A 13,097-nucleotide genomic window follows, 5' to 3' on the forward strand; every position below is an offset into this window, starting at 1 on the left:
GCGCTGACCGGCCAGTGACGGTTCTAGGCTTGGAGAAGGGCAGCCATGCCTGATCCACCGGCGTTACTCAACGCGCCTCCGTTATGGTCGCTGCGGCCACTTCGGCCAGCCAGGCCAACAGTGCCTTCATGTGTGGCTGCCGTTCCCGGCCCGGTACGCAGACCGCCATGTAGCGCGGCCCCGGCAGGCTGACGTCGGGCCGGAAGGCCGCCAGTTCGCCACGTTGCACGCTATCGGCCACCAGTACGTTGCTTGCGAGCACCAGGCCGTGGCCTGCAACGGCGGCGCTCAAGGCAAAATGCTCGTCATCGAATTCGCGCATGCGTGCACGCTCAAGCCAGTCTTGGCAGCCCGCCGCCTCACACCAAAGCTGCCAGCTGATCGAACAGCCTTGCGGGACCTGCCAGCGCAGGTCGATCAACTGGAGCTGTTCAACCGTCATGGCGGCGAGCACCGCAGGCGCGGCATAGACCGCGAAACGCTCCTCCATCAACGGCAGGTTGAACAGCTTCGGGTCGGTGTGGCTGACGGCTCGAATTGCCAGGTCGATGCTGGAATCGCGCAGCAGGTCGACCAGTTCGTTGCCGGTGTCGATGCGCAGGTTGAACGCCTCGAAAGCACGGTAGAAATCGCCCAACCTCGGAATCAGCCAGGCGGCGGCCAGCCCGGGCGTAGTGGACAGGGTCAGGGACTGTGATGCGGTGCCGGGCAGGAAGTGCTCCAGGCTACGACTGATATCCAGGAGTGCGCCATGGGTCTGCCGATAGAGCCGCTCGCCTTGCTCGGTGAGCCTCACGCCCTGCGCGCTGCGCTCGAACAGCAGAGTGCCAAGCCGGGTCTCCAGCACCTTCACCTGGTGGGAAATGGCCCCGGGCGTGACCGAAAGCTCCTCGGCCGCGGCCTTGAAGCTGGTGAGGCGCGCCGCGGCCTCGAAGCTGCGCAACGCGTTGAGCGGAAGCGAAGAGAACACCGACCACCTCGAGGGATGAATTGGATTGATGCCCGCTCAATGTATCTCATTTTTCGTGGCGGTCACCGAGCGCTAACGTGGCGGCATCCGCTTTCACCGCCCACAGGTGCACCGCCATGCAAGGTCCCGCCCGCAAGATCGTCCAGGCCGTTCTTTACGAGGCGATCGCCGTCGCCGTGCTGTCACCGGCCATCGCCATGGTCTACGACAACGGTTTGGCGCATGCCGGTGCCCTGTCGTTGATGCTGTCCGCCAGCGCGCTGGCCTGGAACGTGGTGTACAACTACCTGTTCGAGTTTTGGGAGCGCCGTCAGCCGAACCGTGCCCGCACCCTCGGCAGGCGCTTGCTGCACTCGGCGGGGTTCGAAGGTGGGTTGGTACTGCTGCTGGTGCCACTGGTGGCCTGGTGGCTGCAGATTTCCTGGTGGGCGGCGCTGGTGACCGACCTGGGGTTGTTCGTGTTCTTCTTCTTTTATGCGCTGGTGTTTCAGTGGGCGTTCGACCGCGTGTTCGATGTGCCTGTTTCGGCGCAGGGCGAGGTATCGGCCGAGGCTTGTGCGGGGCGAGGGTAGGGCGGCTGCGAGGCGAGGTGCCGAGCCGCCCGGATGCGTCAGTCCTTGCTGGCGTTGAGCTTGCGCAGCTCTTCGTAGGTGGCCGACTGGACGAACCAGAAGCCGGAGACGATGCACCAGCCGAGGCTGCCGACCACGAACACACCCAGGGCTGGCAGGAATCCGCCGGTGAACAGGGTGATGAGGGCGAACAGCCAGATAACGGCCAGGGAGACGTAGAGGACGATGTTGTTGACGCTGATGACGAAGTCTTTCACGAAGCGTATTCCTTGCGGGATATCAAAAGATTGCCCCTCCAGAGGCGCGCAGATGCTATCACATTGCTGCTATCGAGGGCTTGACCCGCGACCGATGCCTGCTGTTGAATATGCGCCCTCAAATCCCCGCAACCTTTTGCCAAAGTGGTGAAGCCAGTGCCCTGCGCCATCAAACACGCCTGATACCGACGACGGTCCATCGTGCCTGATGGCTGCCCGTGCTTGCGCGCGGCGGCGCTTCATCCTCGTACCTGCCTGATCCTGTCGTCGGTTTTTCCCTATTTCCAAGGAGAAACCCATGAACATGGATTTTCGTGCCGACGCACATTCCCTCGAACTGCTCAAATACCCCCGCACAGCACATCTGCAAGGCTCGCGCCTGCAGGACGGCGACAGCGATGCCGGCCAGGTGGCCTATGGCTCGCTGGCCGGCCAATGGTTGGTTGTGGAAGAGAAACTCGACGGCGCCAACGCCGGCATCAGCTTCACCAACGGTGGCGAGCTACGCCTGCAATCGCGTGGCCATTACCTTAGCGGTGGCGGCCGCGAGCGCCAGTTCAACCTGTTCAAGCAATGGGCCGTGGCCCACGAGCACTGGTTGCTGGAGCGTCTTGAAGACCGCTTCGTGCTGTATGGCGAGTGGCTGCACAAGAAGCACTCGGTGTTCTACGACCACCTGCCGCATTTCTTCTGCGAGTTCGACGTGTGGGACCGCGCCACAGGCCAGTTCCTGACCACTGCGGCGCGCCGACGCCTGCTCGCGGACGGCCCGGTGCTGTCGGTGCCGGTGCTGTACGAAGGCCCGGCACCGCGCCGCTACGCCGACTTGATGGCGTTGCTCGGCGACTCGCTGGCCAAGACCGCGCGCTGGCGCGAAGTGTTCGAGCAGGTGGTACGCCGCGAAGGCCTCGACCTGGCCCGCGCCTGGCGCCAATGCGACCGCTCGAGCCGCATGGAGGGCCTGTACCTGAAGCTCGAAGACGAGCGCCAGACCCTGGGCCGGCTCAAGTGGGTGCGCCAGGACTTCGTCCAGGCCATCCTCGACGCCGACCAGCACCATGCCAACCAACCGTTCATACCCAATCAACTGGCCGCAGGCGTCGATCTCTACGCACCGCGCCTGTCCCTGGACTGGCACGGCGAACGCCGCGGCTACTGAAGGAGCTTCCCGAAATGGATATTCGCCAACTGCAACAACTGGTGCCCGACCCCGGGCACGACATGGACAGCGCCGCTTGCCTCGCGGCCATCCCGGCCCTGGCACGCCTGGCCGACACCCCGCAGGATCCGACCTATCACGCCGAGGGCGATGTGTGGGTCCATACCCGCCTGGTGGTCGAAGCGTTGCTGGCGCAGGGCGCCTACCGCGACGCCAGCGCCGAGCAGCGCTTCGTGCTGTTCTTCGCAGCCCTGCTGCATGACATCGCCAAGCCCGACACCACGGTGATCGACCCGCAGACCGGGCGCATCGGCCAACCCGGCCACTCGCGCCGAGGCGCGGTGGATGCACGCCTGCTGCTGTGGCGCGCTGGCGTGCCGTTCGCGCTGCGCGAACAGATCTGCCGGATCATCACTGTGCATCAATTGCCGTTCTTTGCCCTGCAGGGTGACCGCAGCGGACGCAGCGCGGAGTTTCTGCTGCACAAGCTGTCCTGGGAGCTGCCGGTGTGGATGCTCTGCGCGGTGGCCGAGGCCGACATGCAGGGTCGTTACTATGCCGGCAAGGCCGAAGTGTTGACCGCCATCGAACTGTGGCGCGAGCTGGCGGCAGAGGAGGGGTGCTTGTACGGCCCGCGAGTGTTTGCCGACGACTACACACGCATTCAGTACCTGCGTGGCGCCCGTGTGCATCCGGATTATGCGCTGCACGAACCCCAGGGCTCCCAGGTGGTGATGCTCTCCGGCCTGCCGGCCAGCGGCAAGGATACCTGGACCGCCCGACACCACCCGGACCTGCCGGTGGTGTCGTTCGACGACGCGCGCCAGGCCCTGGGCCTGCGCCACGGCCAGAACGAAGGCGCGGCCGCGCACTACGCCATCGACCGGGCCAAGGCGCTGTTGCGCGAGCGCAGGCCCTTCGTGTGGAACTCGACGCACCTGTCGGCGCAGATGCGCAGCCGTACGCTGGACTTGCTGTACGGCTACGGGGCGCAGGTGGAGATCGTCTACCTGGAGCGGCCGGAGGACGAGATCATGCGGCGCAACCAGCGCCGCGATACGTCGCTGCGCAATGACGATATACGGCGGATGATGTTCAAGTGGGAGGTGCCGTTGCCGACCGAGGCGCATCGGGTGAGGTATGAGGTGGTGACGGGCTGAGCATCGATCAGAAGAATATTGACAAGTTTCGGACTCTTCTGACTTTAGTGCGCCTTTTCGATCTGACGGGCTTGTTCGGAGTTGCCTTAACGGCGAAAAGCGATCAGTTGGCAATTTGTCCGCTCTAGTGGGAAAACCGCCACAGGCGGGATATATCGGTCAGGTATTATTTAACACGGGCGTAGCGCTGACTAAGTGCCCTCGCGGTAGCTGCTAAACAAAGGAACGTGAATATGCGGCACTGGTTTGACTCAGGAGTGGCGAAAAGAATCTTCACTGTCTCGTTTCCGTTGATGGGAACGATGGTCGGCAATTTACTGATGATGCTGGTCGACAGACTATGCCTGGCGCACTACTCACAAGATACGCTGGCCGCGTCTGGCCCTGCGGTATTCACAAGCATGGCGATCATCGCGTTTTTCTGTAGCACGGTGGGGGTGGCACGTTCCTTTATTGCGCAGGCGCATGGTCGATCAGGGCCCAGTGCAGCTTCGCGTGAAGCTGCACTGGGGCTGCTCCTCGGTATGGCCTGTGGGGCCCTGCTGTTCATCGCAGCCCCGCTGATCGCGATGATCCCACAGCTCAGCTCTCGACCAGCGCAGATTGTCAACCTGGAGTCGCGGTATATGCTCTGGGCGGCGCTCTTCGGTGGCGTAATGACGATCGACACGGCGCTGTCCTCGTTTTTCAACGGTGTTGGTCGCACCCGCGAAACACTTATAGTGGGAATCATCGGTCAAGTAATCGACTCGATCTTCACTGTCGGCCTGGTCTTCGGCAAGTTCGGGCTGCCCGAAATGGGCATGACTGGGGCCGCTGTCGGTACATTGATCGGCACGCTGTCCATGCTGGCATGCTATGCCGTAATGCTGCCTCGAGAAGTCTGGCTTGAGGTGATGAACATCTTCATTGCCCGCAGCGAGCACCTAGTGCCGCAGCTGTTTTTCCGGTTGCGTAGAGGTGTTCCCGGTGGCCTATCCGCCGGAGTGGATCAGCTAGGAAACACTGCGTTCATCTGGATTGTGGCGGTACTGGGCGCCAGTGCACTAGCGGCAAACAACGTTAACCTAACCGTGAATTACCTAGGCATCATCCCAATCATTGGGTTAGGCATTGGTTGCAGTATTTTGTGTGCCACTGCAGTGGGCAAGGGGCGCTACACCGAGTTGGCAATGATCCTGCGGGTCACGGTGATCATTGAACTGCTCTACGTCCTGCTGGTTTCCACCGTTCAAATCACAGTGCCGCAAGTCTTGCTCAGGGCGTTTGGTGATCTGGGACAAAACGCGCAGACGATGGCCCTGGCCATCGATACACAACGCGTGCTGTGGACATTCTCCACTGCCTTTGTCTTCTCGATGACCGGGGCCGCCGTCCTGGAGAGTATTGGCATGGCCCGATTTTCACTGGTCGTGCGCCTGACGCTGATGTGGTGCATGAGCATTCCGTTGATCTATTGCGTCGCCATGAGCAATCGTGACGCCCCGTCGTCGCTAATAACATGCTGGGTTATTGGTTCGGTGTTCGAACTTTTGATTGGCTTAATTTACTTCTGGCGAATCGCCAAAGCCATTCGGGGGGCCGAAAACCGTCTTCACCTGGAGTCTCATTCAGCTAGCGAGAACGCTTTGTGAACCTGAATGCGAGCATCGAAGACACTCCTCAGCTGAGTATCAGCCGTCCTCCTGTGACATGCGCCCTACCTGTCGTTCACTCGGATGCAAACGACGGTCGCTCGGCGAACCATGCCACCGCCAGCTCCTTGAACGCCTCGGCCGAAGGCGTCAGCGGGTAGCGCTGGTCATGCGCCAGTACGATGCTATGGGTTGGCAGTTTCTCCTGAGTCGGCCGACACACCAGCGCCTGGCCATCATAACTATGGTCACCAAATGGCCGGGTATAAATCAGCGCCACGCCAAAACCATTGGCGACGAGGCTGCGCTGCAACTCAAAGGTGCGCACACGGTGCACAACCGCGGGTGAAATGTCGTAAAAGCTGAACAGATCCAGCACATGCTGCCAACTGTGGACCTGATCGGTGACGACCAGGGTGTATTCGGCCAGCGCCTTGAGGCTGACGCGCGGTGCCTTGGCCAATGGGTGATCGGCCGACAGCAGCACCTGGGCAGTCAGCTGACACAGCTGGGTGCATTGAGTGTTTGGCGGTAAACCCAGGTCATAGGTGATGGCCAGCTCTATCGCGCCCTCACTGAGTCGCTTGCCAACATAATCGAAGCTGCCATCGCGCATATCGACCGTGACCCGTGGGCAGGACTGCTGCATCCGTCGCACGATCTGCGGCAGGCAATAGGGCGCCAGATCTTCAAAACAGCCCACCACCAGTTCCCCGACACACTCGCCTGCATCGGCATTGATCTCGGCAAAGGTCTGGGCCTCTGCCAGCACGCGACGCGCTTGCACCATGACGGTACGACCGAAGGGAGTCAGCGATATGCCAAGACCACGCTGGCGTATGAAGATTGCCTGGCCCAGCACTTCCTCCAGTTCGGTGATGGCCGCCGAGATGGAAGGCTGTGATACATGAAGCTCCATGGCGGCAGTGGTCAGGTTTCCGTGCTTGGCCGCTGCGAGCGCGTAGCGAAGCTGCCTGAGTGTGAACTTCATAGGTTTTTCCGTGGTGATGCATCAGGAGTTATTATTTTATCCTTTTTTATCGTTGTGAAATATTTCTCCTGCGCAGTGATCATCTTGTTTGGGAGCGTCACAATGACAATTACAAAAGCTCTGCTGTCCACGACATTTTCCATAGGGCTCTTGGCGTGCGCTGGCGCCAGCCAGGCCGCCGGCTGGTGCGAGTCTGGCAAGCCGGTGAAATTCGCCGGTCTGAACTGGGAAAGCGGGATGCTGCTCACTGAGGTGATGCAGTTCGTGCTGAAAAATGGCTATGGCTGTGACACCGACAGCCTGCCGGGTAACTCCATCTCCATGGAGAACACCCTGAGCAGCAACGATATCCAGGTGTTCGCCGAGGAGTGGGTAGGGCGCAGCGAGGTCTGGAACAAGGCGCAGGCCGCCGGCAAGGTCGTCGGTGTCGGCTCGCCAGTGGTTGGCGCGGTCGAAGGCTGGTATGTGCCGCGTTATGTGATCGAAGGCGATGCCAAGCGCAAACTCGAAGCCAAGGCACCGAACCTCAAGAGCATTGCCGACCTGGGGCAATACGCCCAGGTATTCAAGGACCCGGAAGAACCGGACAAGGGGCGCTTCTACAATTGCCCGGCTGGCTGGACCTGCGAGCTGGACAACAGCCAGATGCTCAAGAGCTATGGCTTGGAAAACAGCTACACCAACTTCCGCCCGGGCACCGGCCCGGCACTGGATGCCGCCGTGCTCTCGAGCTACAAGCGTGGCGAGCCGATCCTCTTCTACTACTGGTCGCCAACCCCGCTGATGGGCCAGGCCGACCTGGTCAAGCTGGACGAAAAGCCAGGCGTGGACAAATCCGTGACCATCAAGGTGGGTGTGTCGAAGACCTTCCACGAGCAGGCGCCGGAACTGGTGGCGGTGCTGGAAAAGGTCAACCTGCCGATCGATCTGCTGAACCAGAACCTGGCGCGCATGACCAGGGACCGCATCGAGTCGGCGGAACTGGCGAAGGCGTTCCTCAAGGAGCACCCCGAAGTCTGGCACAGCTGGGTCAGCGAAGACGCAGCCAAAAAGGTAGACGCGGCACTCTGAAGGGTGTGGGCCGGTCCGGCGCCTGCCGGGCATGCCACACAGCAGTCCGCTTCACGCACTTGCTCGAGAGAACTCCATGTTTCCCAAAGACTTCACGTTTTCCATTGCCGACTGGGTCAATGGTTGGGTCGATGCGCTGGTCACCAACTACGGTGACGTGTTCCGGCACATTTCCGACACCCTGCTGTGGGCCATCGTCAATCTTGAAGGTTTACTGCGCGCAACACCCTGGTGGCTGATGCTGGCCGTCGTCGGCGGTATTGCCTGGCACGCCACCCGCAGAATCGTACCCACCGCGGTGATCGTCGGCTTGCTGTTCCTGGTCGGTGCGGTAGGGCTCTGGGACAAGCTGATGCAGACCCTGGCGCTGATGCTGGTGGCCACGCTGATCTCAGTCCTGGTCGGCATCCCGCTGGGTATCCTGTCGGCGCGCAACGATCGCCTGCGGGCAGTGTTGATGCCGCTGCTCGACATCATGCAGACCATGCCCAGCTTCGTGTACCTGATCCCGGTACTGATGCTGTTCGGCCTGGGCAAGGTGCCGGCGATCTTTGCCACCGTCATCTATGCCGCGCCGCCGCTGATTCGCCTGACCGACCTGGGCATTCGCCAGGTGGATGGCGAGGTCATGGAGGCGATCAACGCGTTCGGTGCCAATCGCCTGCAACAACTGTTCGGCGTGCAGTTGCCACTGGCGTTGCCGAGCATCATGGCCGGTATCAACCAGACCACCATGATGGCCCTGTCGATGGTGGTCATCGCCTCGATGATCGGTGCCCGTGGCCTGGGTGAAGACGTCCTGGTCGGCATCCAGACCCTGAACGTGGGCCGCGGCCTCGAAGCGGGCCTGGCCATTGTGATTCTGGCGGTTGTGATCGACCGCATTACCCAGGCCTATGGCCGGCCACGGCATGGGGTGGGCAAATGAGCGCCAAGCAGACGATGAACAAGATCGAAGTCAAAAACGTCTTCAAGATCTTCGGTGCGCGTGCCGAAGATGCCCTGAAATTGATCCGCCAGAGCAAAAGCAAAGAGCAGGTCCTGGCCGAAACCGGTTGTGTGGTGGGGGTAAACGATCTGTCGTTGTCCATCGGCAGCGGCGAGATTTTCGTGATCATGGGGTTGTCGGGCTCGGGCAAGTCGACCCTGGTGCGTCACTTCAACCGCCTGATCGACCCCACCAGCGGCCAGATCCTGGTCGATGGCGAGGACATTCTGCAGTACGACATGCAGGCCCTGCGCGAATTCCGCCGGCGCAAGATCAGCATGGTGTTCCAGAGCTTCGGCCTGTTGCCGCACCGCACCGTGCTGGACAACGTCGCCTACGGCCTGAAAGTCCGTGGCGAGAGCAAAGCCCTGTGCACGCAGCGTGCCCTGCACTGGATCAATACCGTGGGCCTGAAGGGTTACGAAAAATCGTACCCGCACCAGTTGTCGGGCGGCATGCGCCAACGTGTGGGCCTGGCGCGTGCGTTGGCTGCCGACACCGACATCATCCTGATGGACGAAGCCTTCAGTGCGCTCGACCCGCTGATCCGCGCCGAAATGCAGGACCAGTTGCTGGAACTGCAAAAGACCCTGCACAAGACCATCGTCTTCATCACCCACGACCTGGACGAAGCGGTGCGCATCGGCAACCGCATTGCCATCCTCAAGGACGGCCGCCTGATCCAGGTTGGCACGCCGAAAGAAATCCTCTACCAGCCTGCGGACGAATACGTCGATCGTTTCGTGCAGCGTCGCGTAGCTTCGCTATAAGGACCCGCGTGTATGTCGTTTGCCGAAAAGATCATCATCGCCGACACGCCCGTTCGCTGGCAGGACGTGGTGGCTGTGGCCCGGCATGGCGCGAAGCTTGAGCTGGCCCCATCGGCTTGGGCGCGGATCGAGAACGCCCAGGCGATTGTCCAGCGCATCGTTTCCAGCGGTGACCGCGCCTATGGCGTCAACACCGGGCTTGGCGCCTTGTGCAATGTCTCGTTGCAGGACGAACAGCTCAGCCAGCTGTCGCACAACACCTTGCTCAGCCATGCCTGCGGCGTGGGTACTGCGCTGTCGGACGAGCAGACCCGGGCGATCATGTGCGCGGCGATCATCAACTTCTGCCAGGGCCGTTCCGGCCTTCAGCGCAAGGTGGTCGAGGCGCTGCTGACTTTGCTCAACCAGCACATCACCCCGCAGGTGCCGAAACAGGGGTCGGTGGGGTACCTGACCCACATGGCCCATATCAGCATCAGCTTGCTGGGCGTCGGCCAGGTCAGCTATCGCGGCCAGATCGTGCCGGCGCAGCAAGCCTTGGCCGAGGTCGGCCTGGCGCCGATCAAGCTGGGGGCCAAGGATGGCCTGTGCCTGGTCAACGGTACCCCTTGCATGACCGGCCTTAGCTGCCTGTCTTTGGACGATGCCACTCGGCTGAGCCAATGGGCGGATGTTATCGGCGCCATGAGCTTCGAAGCCCTGCGCGGCCAGCTCGATGCCTTCGACCCTGAAATCATCGCGCTGAAACCGCACCCGGGCATGCAGCGCGTGGGCAGGAATCTGCGGTGCCTGCTCGAGGGCAGCGAAATCATTGCCAGCAGCCATGGCATTCGCACCCAGGACGCCTTGAGCATTCGCTCGATCCCGCAGGTGCATGGCGCCGCGCGCGATCAGCTGGAACACGCGGCGCGGCAGATCGAGACCGAACTCAACTCCACCACCGACAACCCGATGTTGCTGGGCACACCCGAGTCGTATCGGGTGGTTTCCCAGGCCAATCCCCACGGCCAGTCCGTGGCCATGGCGGCCGACCTGCTGGCGATTGCGGTGGCCGAGATCGGGGCGATTGCCGAGCGTCGTCTCGATCGCCTGATCAACCCGTTGGTCAGCGGTTTGCCAGCCTTCCTGGTCAGTCAGCCGGGGGTGAACTCGGGCATGATGATCGTCCAGTACGTGGCCGCTTCCCTGTGTGCCGAAAACCGTCAGCTGGCTCAACCGGCCGTCATCGACAACTACGTCACCTCCGGCCTGCAGGAGGATCACCTGAGCATGGGCACCAATGCCGGGCTGAAGCTGCACCGCGCCCTGGAGAACTGCACGCAGATCCTCGCCATCGAGTACCTGTTGGCGGCCCAGGCCTTCGAGTTTCTCAAGGAGCAGCGCTTTGGCGCCGGTACCAGCATTGCCTGGCGGTTGTTGCGCGAGCGGGTTCCGGCCTATGCCCAGGACCGTTGGCTGGCACCGGATATCGCCAGCAGTGCATCGATCCTGAAAGATCCCGGCCTGCTTGGAGTGGCCTTCCCCGAACTGCAATGAGCGATGCAGGCAGCAGGAGCGGCGGTCAGAAGGCTGGTATGTAATTGAGGGCCTTATCGCCGGGCTCTCAATGCATCTTGTCATTTGCAATGGCTTAGGGCAGGGTCGATGCCAAGGACAACTCTGCCAAAGGAGCCACACCATGTCGAAGATTTATCCCGGTATCGATCCCGAGGGGCTGGTCGAGTATTCGGTGGTCTACACGGACCGCTCGCTCAACCACATGTCCCAGTCGTTTCAAGGTGTGATGAAGAACATTTCAACCACCCTGAAACAGGTCTACAACGCCCAGTCGGTTGCGGTGGTCCCGGGCAGTGGCACGTTCGGCATGGAAGCGGTAGCCCGGCAGTTTGCCACCGGCCAGCAATGCCTGGTGCTACGCAACGGCTGGTTCAGTTATCGCTGGAGCCAGATCCTTGAGATGGGCAATATCCCGGCGGCCACAACGGTGCTCAAAGCCCGCCCGGTTGAAGCGGGGCGCCAGGCGGCCTACGCCCCGGCCCCTCTGGAAGAAGTGTTGGCGGCCATTGAGTCGCAGAAACCGCAGATTGTCTTCGCCCCCCACGTTGAAACGTCATCAGGGATCATCCTGCCCGATGAGTACCTGCGGGCCGTGGGCGACGCCGTGCATGCGGTGGGTGGCCTGTTCGTGCTGGACTGCATCGCCTCAGGCGCGATCTGGGTTGATATGGACAAATGCGCAGTCGACCTGCTGATCAGCGCACCGCAGAAAGGCTGGAGCGCCTCACCTTGCTGCGCCCTGGTGATGCTCAGCGCGTTGGCCCTAGAGCGCATCGAATCGACGCAAAGCACCAGCTTCGCCTGCGACTTGAAGAAGTGGCTGCAGATCATGCAGGCCTATGAGCAGGGCGGCCACGCCTACCATGCGACCATGCCCAGCGATGCCCTGGCGCGATTCAACGAAGTGATGAAAGAGACGCAGGCCTACGGTTTCGACAAGGTCTGCGACGAACAACAGGCCCTGGGTGATCGGGTGCGCGCAATGATGACCCGCAAAGGCATCAAGAGCGTGGCCGCAGCAGGCTTCCAGGCCCCTGGCGTGGTGGTGAGCTACACCGATGATGCCGATATCAAGAGTGGTAAGAAGTTCGCCAGCCACGGCCTGCAGATCGCCGCTGGCGTGCCGTTGCAATGCGACGAGCCGGCCGACTTCCAGACCTTCCGCATCGGGCTGTTCGGGCTCGAAAAGCTGCACAATATCGAGCGTACGATCAGCACCCTTGAGCAGGCGCTGGACGAGGTGATGGTTAAATAAGCGCACGGTTGGAGAACCTGCCATGACAGCAGAGGATGCGAGGTCGCGATTCGAAGCCAAGCTTCTGCGTCCGGCAAAGCCCGGTGATGGCAGGTTGTGGGCGTTCGTAGTGCTTCCAAGGGACGCGAGTGAACGGCTTCCGAGGCGGGGAAGGGCGACTGTTGACGGGACGATCAATGGGCATCCTTTTCGGGCAACCCTTGAGCCCGATGGTCAGCTGAGCCATTGGTTGAAGGTCGGTAGCGAGTTGCTCGATGCAGCGGGTGTGGCCTGTGGCGATATCGTCACCCTCGAACTGATCCCGGTGAAGAAGGAGCCCGAGCCTGATATCCCAGCGGATTTCGAGAAAGCCTTGGCAAGCAGGCCTGAGGCTCAAAAGGTTTGGAGCACAACGACGACCCTCGCGCGGGTGGACTGGATCCACTGGATTACTTCAGCGAAGCAACTCAATACGCGTGAAAAGCGAATTGGGGATGCCTGCGAGATGCTTGCGGCCGGTAAGAAGGCGGTTTGCTGTTTCGACTCGTCTGGTTACTACAGCAAAGCATTTCGGGCGCCTGATGCGGAAAATTGACCTGTGGTTCAGCTTGGGAACATCCAGTGGCGCAACCAGCACTTTGATGCCTTATATGTGCTGTGAATCGGATTTTCCCTCTTCTCTGTAGTCCGTTTCCGAAACATACTCCCACCGCCTTCCAGTCATTGCAGCAGCC

At 61.4% G+C, this 13,097-nt stretch carries 13 protein-coding genes; 10 read left to right on the forward strand and 3 right to left on the reverse strand.

Annotated elements, in window-relative coordinates; all coding sequences use genetic code 11:
* Nucleotides 1–67: 67 nt before the first annotated feature.
* Complete coding sequence (locus tag C3F42_RS01150; protein ID WP_104443834.1) at nt 68–970, reverse strand: LysR substrate-binding domain-containing protein; 903 nt, start codon at nt 968–970, stop codon at nt 68–70.
* A 116-nt stretch (nt 971–1,086) separates the two neighbouring features.
* Between C3F42_RS01150 and C3F42_RS01155 the strand changes: the two genes are divergently transcribed.
* Nucleotides 1,087–1,542, forward strand: a complete 456-nt coding sequence (locus C3F42_RS01155) for a PACE efflux transporter (RefSeq protein ID WP_104443835.1) — start codon at nt 1,087–1,089, stop codon at nt 1,540–1,542.
* 38 nt (nt 1,543–1,580) lie between these two features.
* On the opposite strand, the gene C3F42_RS01160 is transcribed toward C3F42_RS01155, so the two are convergent.
* Nucleotides 1,581–1,799, reverse strand: coding sequence for a hypothetical protein (locus C3F42_RS01160; protein ID WP_023630431.1), 219 nt, complete (start codon nt 1,797–1,799; stop codon nt 1,581–1,583).
* Nucleotides 1,800–2,097: 298 nt separating this feature from the next.
* Between C3F42_RS01160 and C3F42_RS01165 the strand changes: the two genes are divergently transcribed.
* The 3 genes from C3F42_RS01165 to C3F42_RS01175 all read left to right on the forward strand — a co-directional run bounded on the left by C3F42_RS01165 (nt 2,098) and on the right by C3F42_RS01175 (nt 5,752).
* Entirely contained in the window at nt 2,098–2,958 is an 861-nt protein-coding gene (locus tag C3F42_RS01165; RefSeq protein ID WP_104443836.1) for an RNA ligase family protein, read from the forward strand.
* Between the two features lie 14 nt (nt 2,959–2,972).
* Nucleotides 2,973–4,118: an AAA family ATPase gene (locus tag C3F42_RS01170; RefSeq protein ID WP_104443837.1), complete on the forward strand. Its 1,146-nt coding sequence runs from the start codon at nt 2,973–2,975 to the stop codon at nt 4,116–4,118.
* A gap of 233 nt (nt 4,119–4,351) precedes the next feature.
* Nucleotides 4,352–5,752 carry an MATE family efflux transporter gene (locus C3F42_RS01175; protein WP_104443838.1) on the forward strand — a complete coding sequence of 467 codons (1,401 nt, stop codon included), beginning with the start codon at nt 4,352–4,354 and terminating at the stop codon, nt 5,750–5,752.
* Between the two features lie 76 nt (nt 5,753–5,828).
* Here the strand turns inward: C3F42_RS01175 and C3F42_RS01180 are convergent, their stop codons facing one another.
* Entirely contained in the window at nt 5,829–6,743 is a 915-nt protein-coding gene (locus C3F42_RS01180; RefSeq protein ID WP_023629001.1) for a LysR family transcriptional regulator, read from the reverse strand.
* A 102-nt stretch (nt 6,744–6,845) separates the two neighbouring features.
* Here C3F42_RS01180 and C3F42_RS01185 point away from each other — a divergent pair, with 102 nt between their 5' ends.
* The 6 genes from C3F42_RS01185 (at nt 6,846) to C3F42_RS01210 (ending at nt 12,958) form a co-directional block, all read left to right on the forward strand.
* Nucleotides 6,846–7,814 carry an ABC transporter substrate-binding protein gene (locus C3F42_RS01185; protein ID WP_104443839.1) on the forward strand — a complete coding sequence of 323 codons (969 nt, stop codon included), beginning with the start codon at nt 6,846–6,848 and terminating at the stop codon, nt 7,812–7,814.
* Nucleotides 7,815–7,890: 76 nt separating this feature from the next.
* Complete coding sequence (locus C3F42_RS01190; RefSeq protein WP_023628999.1) at nt 7,891–8,742, forward strand: proline/glycine betaine ABC transporter permease; 852 nt, start codon at nt 7,891–7,893, stop codon at nt 8,740–8,742.
* On the forward strand, nt 8,739–9,572 hold the full coding sequence (locus C3F42_RS01195) for a glycine betaine/L-proline ABC transporter ATP-binding protein (protein WP_104443840.1): 834 nt from the start codon (nt 8,739–8,741) through the stop codon (nt 9,570–9,572). The genes C3F42_RS01190 and C3F42_RS01195 overlap by 4 nt, the downstream gene beginning before the upstream one ends.
* Before the next feature lie 12 nt (nt 9,573–9,584).
* Complete coding sequence (hutH, locus tag C3F42_RS01200) at nt 9,585–11,108, forward strand: histidine ammonia-lyase (protein WP_104443841.1); 1,524 nt, start codon at nt 9,585–9,587, stop codon at nt 11,106–11,108.
* 142 nt (nt 11,109–11,250) lie between these two features.
* Complete coding sequence (locus tag C3F42_RS01205; RefSeq protein ID WP_104443842.1) at nt 11,251–12,384, forward strand: aminotransferase class V-fold PLP-dependent enzyme; 1,134 nt, start codon at nt 11,251–11,253, stop codon at nt 12,382–12,384.
* Between the two features lie 22 nt (nt 12,385–12,406).
* Nucleotides 12,407–12,958 (forward strand): YdeI/OmpD-associated family protein, encoded by a 552-nt coding sequence (locus tag C3F42_RS01210; RefSeq protein ID WP_104443843.1) that lies wholly within the window; start codon nt 12,407–12,409, stop codon nt 12,956–12,958.
* Nucleotides 12,959–13,097: the final 139 nt, after the last annotated feature.

Origin of the sequence: Pseudomonas sp. PONIH3, from assembly GCF_002934345.1 — a bacterium.
Classification (GTDB): domain Bacteria; phylum Pseudomonadota; class Gammaproteobacteria; order Pseudomonadales; family Pseudomonadaceae; genus Aquipseudomonas; species Aquipseudomonas soli.